Consider the following 17,486-nt stretch of genomic DNA (forward strand, 5'->3'; position numbering starts at 1 on the left):
TAATATAAATAAGATGGCTATTGATACGCCGTGTTTTTATTATATGGAAAGAATTTTAATGAGGCCCAATATGCAAACAATAGAAAAAGATCAAGACATCATGACATTTGCAAAGCGTTTAAAATATTCTACACGTACGAATCATGACAGTGTCGATTCACAGGTGATGAAGTCAGAGCCATTTGCCAATAAAGAAAACTACATAAAATTTTTGCGATTACAGCATATTTTCCATTTATCGGTTGCGCCTTTGTACCAGCGCGATGATTTACAAGTATTGTTTCCTGGATTAGCCGCCTTACCTAGACTGTCCGCCGTTGAGTCTGATCTTCGAGATTTAGGGGTAAATATGGCGGTTGATTCGTCTTTACTGGCAAGCATCACGGATCCGTATCAGGCGATAGGATGGCTGTATTGTAGTGAAGGGTCGAATATTGGTGCGGCATTTTTATACAAAGAAACTCAGAAATTGACGTTTGATGAAAATCATGGCGCTCGTCATTTAGCGGCTCACCCAGAAGGGCGAGCCTCCACATTGGCGTAAGTTCGTAGCTCAGCTAGACGCTTTGTCACTAACAGAAGAGCAGGAACAGCTGGCTGTTCAAGGGGCGATTGATGCATTTACGTTTTACAAGAAAACCTTAGCATCTATCGTCTGATTTTTTCATCCTATTGCTCGCTTTATAGATTTTACCTCATCGATAACCGTTTTTATCAAAGCCACTTAGGCACACCTAGGTGGCTTTATTATTTTCCTATTTTATACCTGTAATCTGTAATAAAACTGGGTGTTATTTCGTCTAATAAGCTCAGATCAAGTTGTGTGGTTTTCTGCCATTTGCTACTCCCAAGAAGGACGTTTCATGATGAGTTTTACTAGTATCCGTAGCCGTCTACGGGCGAGTTATTTAGTGTTGTTGGTATTGCTGGTGCTAGTGGTGGCGTTGTCAGTGAGTCGTTTTCAGCTCCTATCAGGCAATATCCGCAGTATTGTGGATGAAAACGCGGCTTTAGTTGAGTTGGCCGGTGAGCTAAACGTTAACGCTGAAAGCTTGGCCAGTCGCCTGTTGTTGCTGTTTGTTCTAGAGGAACGAGACGCTCGAGTCGCTATTTACAAAGAAATTGATGAGCGAAATAGCAATCTTGATAGCAGTTTGGAAAAAATGGCTCTGTTGGTACAAACTCCTCAGGATAAAGCGGTTGTTGAGGGTTTAAAAATCCAACGAAAGGTATATCAGGATGCACTTCAGGCTACCGTCGAGGCCTTGGAGTTTGGTGAGCTAGAGGAGGCAAAAAAACGGATGGCGGGTCTCGACTCGTGATGAGCTACAAACCTTTTTAAAGCAAACGTCTGCGTTATCCGAGTATGAGCGTAGCTTGATGCAAGCTCGGCAGAAAGAGGTCTTGTCTGAATCCGAGTTGGCTATTTGGCTCACAGTCGGGGTAGGGCTTTTGGCGGTTTTCATTGGTTTGATCATGTCGGTTTTGATTACCCGTAGTATCGTAAATCCGCTTAATTATGTGATTGCACTGTTAGATAAATTTGCCCATGGTGACTTTTCTCAAGAGATTACATCAGCGCAGAAGGGAGAGATTGGTCAGCTACTGGACAGTGTTAAACGTATGCGGGTCAGTTTAGCGAATGTCATTAGGCAAATTGATAAGAGTGCCAGAACGGTTGTTGATGCCGTTGGTGCCATTCGTATGAATGTGGCGGATGTGAATCAGGGATCCAATACTCAGACCTCTATGGCCGGTGAGATTCAATTGTCTGTTAGCGAGCTATCGAATGCCGCGAATGTAATGGCTGATCATGTCAGTGTGTCGCGCAATCAAGCGGAAGCGGCTCATGATTTAGCCAAACATGGCAAAAAGGTGATTACTTCTGCGGCGAAAGACATTACAGCGGTTGCCGCTTATATTGAAGAGACGTCTCATGCTGTGGCGGAATTGAATAAAAGTGCAGCGACCGTCACAGAGTTTGTAAACAGCATTCGTAGTGTGGCTGAGCAAACCAATTTGTTGGCGCTGAATGCGTCTATCGAAGCGGCTCGTGCTGGGGAAAGTGGTCGAGGTTTTGCTGTGGTGGCGGACGAGGTGCGTAACTTGGCGACTAATACCGCACAAGTCACGGCGTCTATTGATAAGGTAATTACCACTATTAGCAGTTTGTCTATGCAGATTGCTAATGAAATGGTTGAAGGGCAGGAGAAGATGCGTCACGGTGTGGCGCAAATTGAAGCGGTGGTGGCGCCTCTTAGCCAATTAGAAGCCGATTCAGCCAATTCGCTGAAAAGCCTTGATGGTCTTTCACAATTGGCTCAGCAACAGGCAAGAGAAGCGCAAGATATGGCGGCGCACATTACTCGTATTGTTGACGTTACGACGAGCAATGAGCAAACATCAAAACGCTTGAGCAAGCTTACCGACGCGTTATCGGGTGCAGCCGAGCAAACCCATGACGCAACGTCTACGTTTACCTTGCCCGCGTAACGGGTGAACTTTTTATTTGTGTTTGGATAAGACATGGTCCAAAGAAAAAACACCTGCGCCACGGTACATAAGCAAAAGCGTGATGGCTAGCCATGTGGCGTGGGTTGGGTAGGCATCAGGATAGACAAACAGTTGAATCACCAATGTCATGCCCGCTAAACCAAATGCAGCGAAGCGGGTCAACAGGCCCGTTAAGATGAGGATGGGTAAAACATGTTCGGCCAACGTGGCCAATAAAGCGGCGACCATAGGAGGAATCAGCGGCAAGTTATATTCGTATTCAAACAGAAACAAGGTTGTTTCTTTGAGATGAGGCCAGCCTAATTGGGCTTGCATAGCGATAATATCTAAGGAAAAACCCTCTATTTTGGTTTGTCCTGACTGCCAAAAGACGGCCGCAATGGCGAACCGTGCGATAAACAAGACCATCGACTCGGGGATTTTGTTAAATAAGCGCTCACTGATTTGTAACATAGACGACACCATAATTTTCTCCTTGAGCCTGTTTGCTTTTAGGCATCGGCTTCCGACACGTTAGTGATTAATTTCCATTGAATGAGTTTTGCCAAACTGCTTCCAGTATCAAACGTCGCGTCATCCGGAATGGCTTGTTCAAGTGTTTTATTTTGCATAAGGCGTTGAATAAAAACCGCTTCGTTTTCACTGATAATATACACCTCACCATAAATAGAAGGCTTTGATAGAAGTAAGTACTCGCTATTATACGGCTGGATTTGGGCTAAATTTTGTTCGTGAGGTTGCTTATGGGCTAAATACAACGAACCAATTGCATAGCAAGAAGACATCACACTCGTGTTTGGTGATAAACCCAGCAACAATCTCGTTGGGTCTGAGGTGTTATTAAATGCCGCTGATATTTGCTCATGTTCAAGCGTTGGGTATTCTTGTGCATGAGTCAGTGTTAAGAGTTTGTGTTCTAGGTCAGCAAGATCGCCTAAAAATGGCACGCTTTTCGACGGTTCAAATGCACGAATGAAATCAGCAAACGTGGCCCCGTATTCTCCGATAATTGGGGTTTTAGGGAGGTTGTCTTGAAGGTATTCCCGTGCCATCGCGCGGAAAAATGCGTTTCCAACAAGCGTTTGCGAGACCGGAAAAATATCGGCTAACGCGTCGATTAAAGACACATAAACATTGTTGCGATAGACGTTGAAACGAATGGCTTTTTCCTCATCAGAATGGCCTTTGATTTCTTCATAAAAAGCCATATCTTGATGAAATAATGCGTCTCTAAAAGCCTTATTCATGACGGCTTTCCTGTCTTAAGTTTGTTCGTATGTGGTCCGCTTGTCGTGCTTCGGCCAGTAAAACCGACAGCGTGGGCAAATGGCCATCGCGTTCGATTAACGTCGGACGGTCACCCATTATAGTTAAGGTATGTTGATATAAGTCCCAAACTTCATGGGAAACTGGGGTGTCATGGCTGTCGATTTTTAGTGGTATTGTGGTGTTTTCATCCAAGCTATGACCTGCAAGGTGAATTTGCCCCACCGCGCTACTTGGAAAGCGATTAATGTAATCGAATGGGTTACTTCTATGATTAAAACAAGACACTTCGACGTTGTTAATGTCTAGCAGCAGCCCACAGCCTGTTCGATGAGCCATTTCAGCAATGAAATCAATTTCACTGCGATCACTGCGGTGGAACTCAAAATAGGTAGACGGGTTTTCAATTAAGACTTGGCGTTTTAGTGTCGATTGCAGTTGATCTATGTGTTCACATACACGGTTCAATGTGGCTTGGTTATAAGCCACGGGTAATAGATCGTTTAAAAAAACATTATCGTGGGTCGACCACGCGAGATGCTCAGAAAACACCTCGGGCTGCACCTCATCAACAAGCCGAGCGATGCGCTGTAAATGGGACGGATCTAACGGCATGTCTGCGCCAATAGACAAGCCGACACCGTGTATGGTGAACGCATAATGCTCTCTGATTTTTTGCAAATAGTAGCGTGCTGGTCCACCTAAGCTTAGATAATTTTCCGCATGGATCTCGAAAAAGCCAAGTTCTGGACGACGGTCTAAAATGTCATGGTAATAGGAAGGTTTTAGGCTGATGCCAGTGGTTTCAATAAAGCTCGAAGGCGCTGACGCGCCTTGGCTTTGTTTTGGCGTAAATACCATGGTGTACCAGTCGCCTTAGAAGGCGTTCAATTGGCCATGGCCAGTTGAAGAAGTTTTAGATTCCATCTCCACGCAAGTGCCGGCAGGGACTAATTTCCATGCATTAGATTGGTAGTCTGTTTTCGACGTGCCAGCGCAAGAAGTGCCTGGACCTGCAGCACAGTCGTTTTGACCTGCAAGCGCCACACCGTAACATTTTTCTTTACTGGCGGCTTCGGCAGGAGAGGTTACCGCCACAGCCGAAAGGGCAATCGCTGAACCAAGAGCTAGAGACAAAGATAATTTAGTACTTTTCATGGGTCGATCCTCGGTGTTGTATAAAGGGAAACGCGCATAGCTTGTTATTACATTGTCTTTGACGTGAGAGATCTTGGCTTTATTACACAAAAAATGAAAATTATTTTTCTTCGGGCTCTTTTGTTTTTGTATAAGCTTGCGACAGCGCTCGTAATGTCTCCATTTGTTGGCCAAATTGGCGACAAGGTGAGCAGATGGCGGTATGCATGGCCAAATTTATTTTTTCTTTGGTGCTGAGTGGGCGATCTAGCTTTTCAGAGAGCATTTGGGTTGCTTGTTTGCACTTCATCATTTACGACGTCTCCTTTTGAAACCAGTGATCTTCTAGGCACTCGCGTAAGCGCAGACGGGCGCGGTATAAAGTGACATTAAGACTACTGATCGATACCGCTTCGATGTGACAAATTTCTGGCGTTTCCATTTCGAGAAATTCACGCATCATAAACAGCCGACCATATTTTGCGGGTAAGACTTCCAAACACGCATCAAAAATACGCCAGAAGTCTTCATTCTCAACCTCATGGTCTGGTTGATCCCATTTTTTTGGGCGTTCATCTTTCTGCCAGTGACCATTTTCTTCAAATAGGTATTCGATCAAGGCATCACCACTTAGGTTTGGGCCTTCTTCTAGTTGACTGGCGGCGGTATGACGCTTTTCTTTGCGTAGTAGATCAATCAATTTGTTCTTTAAAATAGACAATACCCAAGTCTTAAAAGCGGCTTGGCGCGCGAAACGGTCAATGTGCTGATAAGCGGACAACATGGCTTCTTGCACAGCGTCTTCCGCTAATTGACTATCTCGCACTTGTAGCTTAGCAAACTTCAGCATCTGAACACGTAATGCTTCTATAAACGCTATATCTTGAAAGAGGCTTTCTGCCTCTGAATGGTCCCTATCAATAGAAAGATGTGCGTTAGTCATTTCAGTCTCGCGGTATTTGTCATGTTTGGACGCTGTGAGTGTGGTTTTTATTACGTTTCAAATGTGTTTTTTATGTATTTTTTGAGTCTGCTTTTGCTTCTGCTAAGTATTCATCTTTTAATTTGACGTAATTCAGTCCAGCGTACTGAAAGTATTCTATTTCTTTCTCGTTGAGTGGCCGGATTTGTTTCACTGGAGATCCCATGTACATAAAGCCTGTTTCTAAACGCTTGCCAGGTGGCACCAAAGAGCCCGCACCGATGATGACTTCGTCTTCAATCACAGCGCCATCCAGAATGGTGGTTCCCATGCCAACCAAGACTCGGCTGCCAATCGTACAGCCATGTAACATGGCCATGTGACCCACTGTGACGTCGTCGCCAATGTCTAGAGGATGACCTTCTGGCTTGTAAGCGCTAGCGTGGGTAATGTGCAGACAAGAATTATCTTGGATGCTGGTGCGCGCACCAATGCGAATGCGGTGCATATCTCCGCGTATAGCGACCAACGGCCAGACAGAGCTGTCTTCGCCTATGGTGACATCGCCAATAACCACCGCGCTGTCATCGACCCAAACTCGGTCGCCTAATTGTGGTGTTTTACCACGGAAAGATTTCATCACCATAAATTCTCTCTTATAAGGGGGATTGCTAGTAAAATGTGTTAATAAATGATGGAACTATTAGCACAATAGGGTTTTATGCATTGAAAAAGTATTAAGACAACCTATCTTAGTAAGCATAGTATTGACCAATGCAATACAGCGTTCAATTAATATAAAAGGATATCATGATATGTCACAGTCTGTATGGGACGCGACCAGCTTACCGAATTTTACCGATGTCGATGTTGCTAACATTGAAGCGGATCTAGAGAAACTGCTAAAGCGCAATCAAGAAGCCATCGACGCTTGTGTTAGGGAAAATACCCATCCAACATGGGCAAGCCTGGTTTTGCCATTGGATCAATTGCACGATGACTTAAACAATTTTTGGTCGCCGATTGGTCATTTGAATTCAGTCAAAAATACGCCTGAATTGCGAGCTGCTTATAATGCCTGCTTGCCAAAACTGACTCAGTACTACACTGACCTTGGGCAAAACAAAGCCTTGTACCAAGCCTATAAAACCCTTGCCCAAAGCGATGCGGCCAAGAGTCTGACAACAGCACAAAGCGAAGCCTTAACACAAACCATTCGGGATTTTGAATTATCGGGCGTAGGTTTAGAAGGCGAGAGTAAAAAACGTTATGGCGAGATCAGCCAACGTTTGTCTGAGCTGGGTAGTCAGTTTGGTGAAAACGTGTTGGATGCGACACAAGCGTGGAGTAAGTTAATCACCGACGAAAGCGAGCTGTCTGGTCTACCTGAATCGGCCCTAGCACAAGCGAAGCAAATGGCCGAAGCCAAAGAAAAGGATGGTTGGTTATTCACTCTAGACTTCCCATCCTATATGCCAGTGATGAGTTACGCTGACAACGCCGCTTTGAGGGAAGAAATGTATCGCGCTTTCGCCACTCGCGCCTCAGACCAAGGTGGCGACATCAAATTCAATAACGCGCCTTTGATCGACGAGATTTTGGCATTGCGTCATGAGATGGCTCATATTCTCGGTTTTGAAAACTACGCTGAATTGTCCGTCGCGACAAAAATGGCAGACAACGGACAGCAAGTTATCGACTTCTTGGAAGATCTTGCTAAAAAATCAAAAAGCTCGGCAGAACAAGATCTTGCACAGCTAACAGCGTTTGCGAAAGACGAAAATGGCGTGGAAACATTAAATGCTTGGGACATGACTTACTACGCAGAAAAATTGCGTCAGCATAAGTACAGCATTTCCCAAGAAGAGCTGCGCCCTTATTTCCCAATGAACAAGGTTTTGTCTGGATTGTTTCACGTGGCACAAACCTTATTTGGTGTGGATATTCGTGAAGAAAAAGAATTTGATAGCTATAACAAGGATTTACAGCTTTTCACTATCAGCAAAGACGGTGAGGACATCGCTCGCTTTTATCTAGATCCTTACGCGCGCGAAGCAAAACGCGGTGGCGCATGGATGGATTCTTGTCGTACTCGTCGTCGCTTGAGCGACAACCGTTTACAGTTACCCATTGCGTATTTGGTATGTAACTTTACGCCACCTATCGGTAACAAACCGGCTTTGTTAACCCATGATGAAGTCACTACTTTATTCCATGAGTTTGGCCATGGCTTGCATCATATGTTGACCCAAGTCGATGTTTCATCCGTATCAGGTATTAACGGTGTCGCGTGGGATGCGGTGGAATTGCCAAGTCAATTTATGGAAAACTGGTGCTATGAGCCAGAGGCGCTTGCCCATATCGCAGGTCATTACGAAACGGGCGAACCGTTGCCACAAGACTTGTTAGACAAGATGCTGGCGGCGAAGAATTTCCAATCCGGCATGCAGATGATGCGTCAGCTTGAGTTTTCTTTGTTCGATTTCCGTTTGCACATGGAATACCAAAAAGGCATTTCTGTGCAATCCGTTATTAACGATGTGCGTCGCAAAGTGGCAGTAACCACACCGCCTGAGTTTAACCGTTTCCAAAATAGCTTCTCGCATATTTTTGCTGGTGGTTACGCGGCGGGCTACTACAGCTATAAATGGGCGGAAGTCTTGTCGGCCGATGCCTTCTCGAAATTCGAAGAGGACGGTATCTTCAATAGGGATACCGGTGCACGCTTCCGTGATACCATATTGGCCAATGGCGGCTCTCGTCCAGCCGCAGAATTATTCGCGGAATTCCGTGGTCGTGAGCCAAGTACTGATGCCTTATTGAGACACAGCGGCATCGCGGCGTAGGTTTTGTTTTTGCAAGGAAGCAGCGTCTCACTTGATGGCTATCAGGTGAGACGCTGCTTTTTTATGACGTTGTTTAGGGCGTCACTTTTTAAAGGTAGTTGGGTTATGACTGTAAAACGCTTTATCGCAGGGGCAGTGTGCCCTCGTTGTAGTGAGATGGATAAGATTCGTGCATGGCGTGATGATGAGGTTGAAAAACAGTATCGCGAATGCATAGTGTGTGGTTACACGGATGAGCAGTCGACTGTGGTGCAAGCACAGCCAACCGAGATTCCGACTCGCGTAAATAAACCGCACAGCAGTGCGCCGCAAGCGGAAGAAATGGTGATTAACTTTATACCGAATCCGGGTTCGACTAAGCACTAGATTATTACAAGCTAGAGGGATCTTTATTGTGAAAATGATAGTGGAAGTGATTGGAAAGGTTGAACAAGGTTATAGCAATCCATATGAGTGTTTAGATGAGGATGGGAATTCTTTTATTGTTAAAGGCTTGCCTCGATCCAGTCAAATTAATGAGTGGATATGTGCTAATTTAGCAACGGATTTTGGTCTTCCTATTGCAGAATACGAGCTGGTTGAAATACCTGAAGAGCTATATTTTGAATTAGATTTTAATACTCAGTTTGACCTAGGTTGCGGCCCTATTTTTGGTTCGAAGAAGATCCAGTTAGCGCAGTGGTTTGAGCCTAAAACGATGCAGCATATCGTCACTGAAGAGGAAAAGTTAAAGATTTTCCTTTTTGATTATTGGGTGAAAAATGCTGATAGAAATAGTGATAACACGAACCTTTTGGTTAGTGATAAGCGTATTAGAGTAATCGATCACAATAATGCTTTTGATAAAAAATACACGAGAAGTGATGTTTTAAATCATCTTTTTTATGATCAGATTAACAAAAAATGGCTCAATGATTTGGTGTTTAGAGCTGAGTTTATTGGACAGATTGAAGATATTTTTCTTAATTTAAATAACATTATTGGTTCTCTGCCAGAAGAGTGGCAGTATAGTGATTCACCTATCAACACCCTTAAAGCAGATATTGATCTTGTTGCAATAGAGAACACTTTAAGCCGTTATACTGACGATGATTTTTGGTTTTTTGTATGAAAAAATATGCTTGCAAATACGTTGTTCTGCGCTTTGCTCCCTACAGTGAAACTGGTGAGTTTGCCAATGTGGGCGTACTTCTTTATTCAAAAAGCCATAATTTCTTTGTATTCAAGGTAGATACATCTGATATTGGTGCTAGGGTATCAAGGTTTTTTCATATTGATGATAAGCAAGTGTTCAAGTTTGCAATGGCTTCTTATCAGAAAGAATTAGCTTTTATTCAAGAACAAGTAGCTCACCATTACATGACCGCACAAGAGGCTTTTGATTTCTTGGTGAAGCCTCGTGCAACCTTGCTGCGTTTTAGCGAAGTTCGAACCGTTATAACGGACTCAATTGACGGAACACTTGATAGTATATTTGCTCGTATGGTTAGCCACAGCTCAAGTTCTCAGGCTAAAAGTAGGCAAAAACTCAGCGGCCTTTTAAGGTCTCAATTAGACTTATTGCACCTAGAAAGACCGTTTAGGCAGCATAGGTTTGCAAAAAGTGGGTTCGAAGCAACTTATAACTTTACGCAATTAGGAGAAAAAGGCGAACCATTAAAGCTAATTCAACCTATTGAGCTAAGTGATCGACTTACTCCAAAAGAAATTTTTGAAGTGGTTGATGGTAATGAAGTACGTTTAAATCGTATGGCTAGCTTAGAATTGCTTCCCAAGAAAGTCCTTCTCCCGTTTTCTTTGAGCGAAAATAGGACGAAAGAAGCTGATGAGGCTTGGTCTATTGTTAAAAGTGAGTTGAGCAATATTGGTGAATTAGTCGATATTCAGAATAAAGCAGCTATTGAGAAATTTGCGAAGCACTGATTGCGTGATGTTGAACACAAAAAAGCGGACCCACTTCACCGTCGGTCCGTTTTTTTTGCTTTTTACATGTTAAATCAAGCTTACAGTAAATATAACGTTAAGCCTTGGTTAACCAAAGTACATCTAGTGGCTCGATAAGGTTCAGGGATGGTAAATCAATCAACGCCTTGTCGAGTAAATTAATGGCGGTGTCTTGCCCCATTAATTCGCTGAGTGATTGACCAAGAGGAAGGCGCTCCAGCGGTATTAGGTGTTCGCTCATGTTGGCGATGACGACGAGTGTTTTGTCCCCTTGTTGTCGCTTAAAAGCGAATAAATGTTCGCTGCCAAGAGAAACCAGCTCAAACTCTTGCGCAGCAAAAAGTGGATTGGCTTTGCGGATTTGAATCATTTCTCGGATTAACTGAGCAATTTTGCCCTGAGGGGTACTAGTGTCTGCAGCCAACGCGAGATCGTCGTTGGTGAGCTTCTTACGATGTACCCAGCGGCTGTCATCGACTTTCGTTGGATCATTCAAATAATCATTGTTGTTAAGCACGCCAAGGTCGTCGCCTTGGTACAACAATGGAATGCCGGGCATGGCGAAGTTAATACCGTTTAGTACTCGAATACGCTTGATGGCATGATCCAGTAGCAACGGATCGTCTGCGGCGATAGCGGTTTCTACACCAGCCAGTGACGCCAGTGTACCACACACTCGGCAGTCGCCATTGACTGGGTTTTCTTGAAAGGGGACGCCGGCCGCAAAAGAGCCTTCAAACTGTCCCGTATAGAATTGGTTTAAGAAGCGACGATGGCCGATGCCATCAATGCCAAGACGATCAGAAATGGCGTCATCCCATAACCAGCCAATATCGTCATGACAGCGAATATAGTTAATCCAAGTAGTATGCTCTGGAATTGCAAAGCTGCGCTCAAGAGATTGGTATAACAAGTTGGTTTGACGTGTCGCTAGGCTTTCCCACAATAATGCCATCATCAAGGGATTGTAAGACAGGGTGCATTCGTCGGCACCAATGTATTTGTTCACTTCGTCCGGGTGGACAATGGCTTCGGATTTAAACACCACTTGTGGTGCGGCAATGTCTAAGCAGGCTTTGAATGCTTTGATTAAATTGTGGGCCTTCGGTAAGTTCTCGCATACTGTGCCTTTTTCTTTCCAAACAAAGGCTAAGGCATCGAGTCGCAAGACATCACAGCCGTTTAAAATAAGATGCAGCATTTCTTCTACGACGGCGACAAACACCGCTGGGTTGGAATAGTTTAAATCCCATTGGAACGAGTTAAAAGTCGTCCAAACATGGCGGTCTAATTCGGGCAAATAGGTAAAACTACCGCGGCGAATTTGTGGGAAAATTTCGCGCACGGTTTGGTTGTATTCCATGGCGTCTTGTTCGCCCATGAAGTAATAATATTCTTGATACTCTTTATCGCCAGATTTGGCGGCTTCGGCCCAACGATGCTCATCGGAAGTGTGGTTGAACACAAAGTCCAACACCATGCGAATGCCTTTCTTGTGCAGCGCGGCAGCGAGATCTTTTAAGTCTTTGTTGGTGCCTAAATTAGGAGACACAGTACGATAATCTGAAATCGCATAACCGCCGTCACTGTTACCTTCTGGTGATAGATACAGTGGCATTAAATGGACATAATTGATGCCTAACGATTCAAAATACGGAATCTTGTCGATTAAGGAGCCTCAGATCATCCGCTAATAGATCTACATACACGGCAATACCAACATTCTGATTCGACTCGAACCAAAATTCTGATTTGTCTTTGATTTGTGCTGGGCGTTTTTTCTTTTGAAAATCGATGAAAGACTGCAGTAATACTTTGAGATGAAAGTGCAGGTCGAAACAGTGCTGGTAGAGCGGAAAAAGTTGCTCAAACAATGGTTGAAAATTCGTTTCTAAGCGAGAGATGAAAGTGGTTTTTTGTTGCGAAGTGAGCGGACTAAAATCCAATTCGGATAACAGGCGTTGCTGTGTTTTTTGCGCTTCGAAAGAGAAATCCATGACCATATAGTTGCCTTTTGAGAGAGGCTCGCACCGTTAAGTTCGAGTTAAGTTGTTATTTTGGTTGGATCGTTGAACAGACTTGTGTTCCTCGTTTGCCACTGGAAAACGTAGCGTAAGGACTGGGGCGGGTCAATATGCGGACTTTCTAAAAACGGACTTAATTTCCGAGACAGTCAGCGCCTCGGAAATCAAAGGTGAAAATGCAGGATTACTCGTTATCGGCGTAGCCACTGCCAATGGCACTGAAAGGCATATCAAGGTCTAATTCAGGGACTTGTAATCCAATCCAAGCGGGAAAGGTATTGCTGTTTGGTCCCGGAAAAACCGTGTATTCATTGGCCCAAGGGTAGCGCTTTACCGCTTCTTCTATTTTAGGAATCAATGTTTCCGCTTTTGGGCCAATAATAGAAAGTACTTTCTCTGGTTTTGCACCAAACCAGTAACGATCCGGTGTGGCCGTTTGGTATTCGTACAGTGCTGGTAAGCCCCGTTCTACACGCCATCCGACGACTTCATGAACAGTGTATTCAGACGCGTTCTTTTCTTTGGTTGCGACCCATGTATGAACGGCAAACCAGCCGCGCCAGCTAAACGCATCGGCCGCGTAAAATTCGATGACGGCCTCTTTTTCTGTTTCTGGCGATGGCGCGATACCGGCGGGTTCGCGGCTGGCGGTACGCCAATTATCGTTTGAAGAGCAGGCGCTTAAAAATAGCGTGATAAAAAGGAGTCCTAGAAACCTTGTCATGCTTTGTCCTTGTACGGTTAAAATGTTTTGTGTGAATTAAGATACGCAATTTTGAGTGTCCTTGGGTCATTATTTTTTGCTTAGCGAGTGGATGCCACGATTTTTGCGCAGTTCAACCAAGCAATAAAAAACGCCAGTAAACTGGCGTTTTAGAGGTTATTTGAGCTGAATAACACATTAGTTCATTTCAATGATGAAGTCTTCTTTAGCTCGGCGCACTTTTTTCAGATTTTTTAGCCAGTCGCCTTCCTCGGCACGGTAACCCAAAGGAAGCAGAATCACAGAGCGCAGACCGCGTTCAGTTAGACCGAGAATTTCGTCAACTTTAGCAGGGTCGAAGCCTTCCATTGGTGTGCTGTCTACGCCTTCTTCTGCAGCAGCAATCAATGCGGTGCCAAGACCAATGTAAGCTTGACGAGCTGCGTGCTGGTAATTCACCTCTGCGTCACGTGGAGGGTAAGCGCCTAAGATCATTTGGCGATAGTTTTCCCAACCTTCGTTTTTAAAGCCTCGTTCGTCGTTTACTAAGTCGAACATCTTGTTGATGCGTTCTTCCGTGTAGTTGTCCCACGCGGCAAACACCAACAGATGAGAGCAGTCGGTGATTTGAGCTTGGTTCCAAGCATGAGGCACGATGGCTTCACGCAACGCTTTGTTTTTCACCACGATGACTTCATATGGTTGTAGACCGCTTGAGGTTGCGGTTAGGCGAATGGCCTCTAAAATTCGATCTACTTTTTCTTGCTCAACGGCTTTGCTTGAGTCCATTTTTTTGGTGGCATAACGCCAGTTTAATTTTGCTAACAAATTCGACATTTTTAATCCTTAGTAAAGCATGTTTATACCAGTAATATGAGGCCAATGTCAGTGCAGAACAAGTCTTGATTTCAGCAATTAATGAGAAAGTTGAATGATTGGTTAAAGGCTAACTTGGTTGATATAGGGCGATATTTTCTTTAAAAACGCCCTAAAATGGTTCATTTTTGTGCTGGTATGCAGTAAGGTGCGATCTCGAAAATTTCAATGGACCCCCTTCTAATGACATTTGCTCAAAAACCATCGTTGTTACAGCGTTATTTACGCGGCAGTTTGGTACTACACATTGCCATCGGTATTCTTTGTGGCGTGGTATTGGCCTACGTTTCACCCAGTACCGCCTTGTCCACCAGTTTGTTGGGCGATTTCTTTGTAAAAGCCTTAAAAGCCATTGCCCCCATTTTAGTTTTTTTATTGGTAATGGCCTCGATTGCGAATCACAAACAGGCTCAGCAAAGTCATATTCGACCTGTGCTAGTGCTTTATATTGCGGGAACATTTGTTGCCGCATTAACCGCCGTTATGTTTAGCTTTATTTTTCCGACCCATTTGAACTTGGTGTCTCCAGATTTGAGCCAGAGTGCGCCTCAAGGTATTGATGAGGTATTGCATACGCTGGTCTTCAAAATGGTTGATAACCCTGTCAATGCGCTGGTTCAAGGCAATTATGTGGGTATTTTAACCTGGGCCATTGGTTTTGGCTTGGGTTTACGCCACGCTTCTGACGCGACAAAAGCCTTGCTGCAACATCTAGCGAGCAGTGTGACAAATATTGTGTCGGTGATTATTCGCTTAGCCCCGTTTGGTATTTTTGGTCTGGTTGCCAGCACTATTGCTGCAACGGGTTTTGATGCTTTGTTTGGCTATTCGCATTTGTTAGCTGTGCTTATAGGCGCGATGTTATTTATTGCCTTTATTACTAACCCCTTATTGGTATTTTGGAAGATTCGCCGCAACCCTTACCCTTTGGTGTTTAAGTGCCTCAAAGAGAGCGGCGTTACGGCCTTTTTCACTCGCAGTTCAGCGGCCAATATTCCCGTCAATTTAGATTTATGTAAGCGTTTGGATTTGGATGAAGACACTTATTCTGTGTCGATTCCGCTGGGGGCGACGATTAACATGGCGGGCGCCGCGATTACCATCACGGTGTTAACGTTAGCGGCGGTAAACACGCTAGGTATTTCGTTGGATTTTGGAACGGCTGTGTTGTTAAGTGTTATAGCGGCCGTGTCGGCGTGTGGCGCGTCAGGCGTGGCGGGTGGTTCGTTATTATTGATTCCATTGGCGTGTAGTTTATTCAATATTCCCAATGAGATTGCCATGCAAGTGGTGGCGGTTGGTTTCATTATTGGTGTATTGCAGGACTCTGCTGAAACGGCGTTAAATAGCTCGACAGATGTGTTGTTTACGGCGGCCGCTTGTCTTGCTAATGATAAGAACTAGTTAGCTTAATATCAGCGGTAGAGCAAAAACAAGAAGGGGAAGCACTTGGCTTCCCCTTCTTGTTTCTATGGTTTTCTAGTTTAAAGCTTAAACTGGGTCACCAATTTATCCAGTTGGACAGAGAGTTTTTGTAAATTGTTGCTGGACGCTGTTAGCTCATCGGCAATTTCTGAGGTTTCCGTGGTGAGCTGATTAATCTCTTCGACGTTTTTACTCATGTCATTTACCACAAGCGCTTGCTCTTCAGTGGCTGTTGCCACCTGTATATTCATGTCACTGATTTGACCAATATGCTTGGTGATTTGCTCAAGTGAGGTGTTTGCCTCATTGGCTTGTCCTACCACGGTATTGCTTTGGTCTTGGCCGGTTTTGATCGTGGAAACGGTTTTGGCCGATTGTTCCTGTAGCTGATCGATCATTTTTTGTATTTCATCCGTAGAAGCAGCAGAACGACTGGCTAGGTTGCGTACTTCATCGGCAACCACAGCAAAACCGCGTCCTTGTTCACCGGCACGGGCGGCCTCTATGGCGGCATTTAAAGCCAATAAATTGGTTTGCTCTGAAATACTGCGGATGGTATCGAGGATGCTACCAATAGAGTCTGTTTGTGTTGCCAATGAGCCAATGTCAGAGCTGATGTGCTGAATTTCTGTGGATAGAGCAGCGACACCTTGGCGAGCACGAGCGACTAATTCAGCCCCTTGGTGCGCTTGTTTGTCCGCTTCTTGAGCGGCTTTTGCGGCTTGAGAGGCATTTTCTGCAATATTCTCAACTGTGGCGCCCATTTCATGAATCGCTGTAGCAATCTGAGTGGTTCGGTCACGTTCATTTAAACAGTTAGTATGTGTCGCCTTGGCTTTGGCTGCGACATCGTTTGCCGTACGAGCGAGCTGGCGAGAGTTTTCAGCCACATTTTCAATTGCGGCACGCACTTTGGCGATAAATTGATTGAAGTGTTGAGCGATGTCGCTCAGTTCATCTTTGCCATCCAGTGTGATGACTGTGCCAAGATCCAGCTTGTCACTAGCACTGGAAATATGTTGTTGTAAGTAGGAGACACGTTGATTAAGACGTCGTAACATTAACCAAGCTAAGACAATCGACGCCGATAAGGCAATAATGATTAATATAATCATGTTATTGCGACTTGCTTCGTAGTTAATTTGGCTCTGCGTGTAACCCTGTTTGCCTTGCTCTAATAATTCATCCAAAATTTTATTGACGGCTTTGCGCATGACACCGTAGCTATCAGCGTATTTGGTTTTGTATATTTCTTGCGCTGTGGTTAGGTCGTTATTTTCCATGGCGGTTAACATGGGAGCGAGTTCATCGCTTTTGACCTTAGCAAAAATATCGATAATCTTTTGTACTTCAGCACGCATGAGAGGGTTTACTTGCGCCTCTAGTGCTTGTTTTAAAGCCATGTCCATTTCAGGAATGTCTTCAGTACGCGTTTCTTTTATGCGAGTTAGGACACCTTTTTTATCCTGCATGGCGGGGATTTCTTGCAACAAAATAATGTCGATACCGACACGCATGCGAGGAATACGAGAGGCCACTTCGGCAAGTGAGCGCATTGGGGCGCTGGTGTTTTGAGCGAGTTGTTTGGTTTGCTCTTGCACGTTAGAAAGGCCTTGTAATCCAGCCCAACTGACGAGAAATAGAGCAAGACAAGGTAGGGCAATCACAAGAGCAAATTGCACTTTTAGAGACATTTTATTAAAAATCACGATGTATTACCTGCTATTGTTTTTTGATCATGCAATTAATGTGAAAGCTTCAATGCTTATTTTTTTAGAGAATAGAATGTACCTCTCCAATTATACAAGGAACTTCCTATAATAAATGTG

General features: G+C 44.4%; 21 protein-coding genes. 9 read left to right on the forward strand and 12 right to left on the reverse strand.

All coding sequences use genetic code 11. From position 1 onward, the window contains the following. Positions 1-70: 70 nt before the first annotated feature. From AC0L6V_RS18855 to AC0L6V_RS18870, 4 genes are all read left to right on the forward strand, one after another. A complete protein-coding gene (locus AC0L6V_RS18855; RefSeq protein ID WP_265219891.1) occupies positions 71-544 on the forward strand; it encodes a biliverdin-producing heme oxygenase in 474 nt (157 codons plus the stop codon). 22 nt (positions 545-566) lie between these two features. Next, on the forward strand, positions 567-659 hold the full coding sequence (locus AC0L6V_RS18860; RefSeq protein ID WP_265219892.1) for a hypothetical protein: 93 nt from the start codon (positions 567-569) through the stop codon (positions 657-659). Positions 660-863: 204 nt separating this feature from the next. Beyond that, positions 864-1,322, forward strand: coding sequence for an MCP four helix bundle domain-containing protein (locus AC0L6V_RS18865; protein ID WP_418138502.1), 459 nt, complete (start codon positions 864-866; stop codon positions 1,320-1,322). 58 nt (positions 1,323-1,380) lie between these two features. Next, positions 1,381-2,493 (forward strand): methyl-accepting chemotaxis protein, encoded by a 1,113-nt coding sequence (locus AC0L6V_RS18870; protein WP_265219894.1) that lies wholly within the window; start codon positions 1,381-1,383, stop codon positions 2,491-2,493. Positions 2,494-2,505: 12 nt separating this feature from the next. Here the strand turns inward: AC0L6V_RS18870 and AC0L6V_RS18875 are convergent, their stop codons facing one another. The 7 genes from AC0L6V_RS18875 to AC0L6V_RS18905 all read right to left on the reverse strand — a co-directional run bounded on the left by AC0L6V_RS18875 (position 2,506) and on the right by AC0L6V_RS18905 (position 6,485). Next, positions 2,506-2,979: a DoxX family protein gene (locus AC0L6V_RS18875; protein ID WP_265219895.1), complete on the reverse strand. Its 474-nt coding sequence runs from the start codon at positions 2,977-2,979 to the stop codon at positions 2,506-2,508. 26 nt (positions 2,980-3,005) lie between these two features. Then, positions 3,006-3,761 (reverse strand): HvfC/BufC N-terminal domain-containing protein, encoded by a 756-nt coding sequence (locus AC0L6V_RS18880; RefSeq protein WP_265219896.1) that lies wholly within the window; start codon positions 3,759-3,761, stop codon positions 3,006-3,008. Then, positions 3,754-4,641 carry an MNIO family bufferin maturase gene (gene bufB, locus AC0L6V_RS18885; protein ID WP_265219897.1) on the reverse strand — a complete coding sequence of 296 codons (888 nt, stop codon included), beginning with the start codon at positions 4,639-4,641 and terminating at the stop codon, positions 3,754-3,756. The genes AC0L6V_RS18880 and bufB overlap by 8 nt, the downstream gene beginning before the upstream one ends. 15 nt (positions 4,642-4,656) lie before the next feature. Then, complete coding sequence (locus AC0L6V_RS18890; protein ID WP_265219898.1) at positions 4,657-4,938, reverse strand: BufA1 family periplasmic bufferin-type metallophore; 282 nt, start codon at positions 4,936-4,938, stop codon at positions 4,657-4,659. Positions 4,939-5,038: 100 nt separating this feature from the next. After that, positions 5,039-5,230 carry a zf-HC2 domain-containing protein gene (locus AC0L6V_RS18895; protein WP_409418916.1) on the reverse strand — a complete coding sequence of 64 codons (192 nt, stop codon included), beginning with the start codon at positions 5,228-5,230 and terminating at the stop codon, positions 5,039-5,041. Further along, positions 5,231-5,860 carry an RNA polymerase factor sigma-70 gene (locus tag AC0L6V_RS18900; protein WP_265219899.1) on the reverse strand — a complete coding sequence of 210 codons (630 nt, stop codon included), beginning with the start codon at positions 5,858-5,860 and terminating at the stop codon, positions 5,231-5,233. A 70-nt stretch (positions 5,861-5,930) separates the two neighbouring features. Continuing rightward, positions 5,931-6,485, reverse strand: a complete 555-nt coding sequence (locus AC0L6V_RS18905; protein WP_409418917.1) for a gamma carbonic anhydrase family protein — start codon at positions 6,483-6,485, stop codon at positions 5,931-5,933. A gap of 169 nt (positions 6,486-6,654) precedes the next feature. On the opposite strand from AC0L6V_RS18905, the gene prlC reads away from it, so the two are divergent. The 4 genes from prlC (at position 6,655) to AC0L6V_RS18925 (ending at position 10,608) form a co-directional block, all read left to right on the forward strand. Continuing rightward, positions 6,655-8,685 carry an oligopeptidase A gene (prlC, locus tag AC0L6V_RS18910; RefSeq protein ID WP_265219900.1) on the forward strand — a complete coding sequence of 677 codons (2,031 nt, stop codon included), beginning with the start codon at positions 6,655-6,657 and terminating at the stop codon, positions 8,683-8,685. Positions 8,686-8,790: 105 nt separating this feature from the next. Further along, positions 8,791-9,051, forward strand: coding sequence for a YheV family putative zinc ribbon protein (locus AC0L6V_RS18915; RefSeq protein ID WP_111637275.1), 261 nt, complete (start codon positions 8,791-8,793; stop codon positions 9,049-9,051). Positions 9,052-9,085: 34 nt separating this feature from the next. Next, positions 9,086-9,796, forward strand: a complete 711-nt coding sequence (locus tag AC0L6V_RS18920; protein ID WP_321160377.1) for a HipA family kinase — start codon at positions 9,086-9,088, stop codon at positions 9,794-9,796. Next, complete coding sequence (locus tag AC0L6V_RS18925) at positions 9,793-10,608, forward strand: DUF3037 domain-containing protein (RefSeq protein WP_265219902.1); 816 nt, start codon at positions 9,793-9,795, stop codon at positions 10,606-10,608. Before AC0L6V_RS18920 ends, AC0L6V_RS18925 begins: the two co-directional genes overlap by 4 nt. A 97-nt stretch (positions 10,609-10,705) precedes the next feature. On the opposite strand, the gene AC0L6V_RS18930 is transcribed toward AC0L6V_RS18925, so the two are convergent. From AC0L6V_RS18930 to AC0L6V_RS18945, 4 genes are all read right to left on the reverse strand, one after another. Next, the gene (locus tag AC0L6V_RS18930; protein ID WP_418138503.1) at positions 10,706-12,247 is read right to left on the reverse strand and encodes an alpha-amylase family protein; all 1,542 of its coding nucleotides are present in this window, start codon (positions 12,245-12,247) and stop codon (positions 10,706-10,708) included. 28 nt (positions 12,248-12,275) lie between these two features. Further along, entirely contained in the window at positions 12,276-12,626 is a 351-nt protein-coding gene (locus AC0L6V_RS18935; RefSeq protein ID WP_418138504.1) for a hypothetical protein, read from the reverse strand. 211 nt (positions 12,627-12,837) lie between these two features. After that, a complete protein-coding gene (locus AC0L6V_RS18940; RefSeq protein ID WP_265219904.1) occupies positions 12,838-13,377 on the reverse strand; it encodes a DUF3750 domain-containing protein in 540 nt (179 codons plus the stop codon). 177 nt (positions 13,378-13,554) lie between these two features. Next, entirely contained in the window at positions 13,555-14,193 is a 639-nt protein-coding gene (locus AC0L6V_RS18945; RefSeq protein WP_265219905.1) for an NAD(P)H-dependent oxidoreductase, read from the reverse strand. Positions 14,194-14,415: 222 nt separating this feature from the next. Between AC0L6V_RS18945 and sstT the strand changes: the two genes are divergently transcribed. After that, complete coding sequence (gene sstT, locus AC0L6V_RS18950) at positions 14,416-15,636, forward strand: serine/threonine transporter SstT (protein WP_265219906.1); 1,221 nt, start codon at positions 14,416-14,418, stop codon at positions 15,634-15,636. An 80-nt stretch (positions 15,637-15,716) separates the two neighbouring features. Here sstT and AC0L6V_RS18955 read toward each other — a convergent pair whose 3' ends face one another. Beyond that, positions 15,717-17,366, reverse strand: a complete 1,650-nt coding sequence (locus AC0L6V_RS18955) for a methyl-accepting chemotaxis protein (protein ID WP_265219907.1) — start codon at positions 17,364-17,366, stop codon at positions 15,717-15,719. Positions 17,367-17,486 lie beyond the last annotated feature (120 nt).

The sequence above is a fragment of the Marinomonas sp. G8-14 genome, assembly GCF_055808935.1.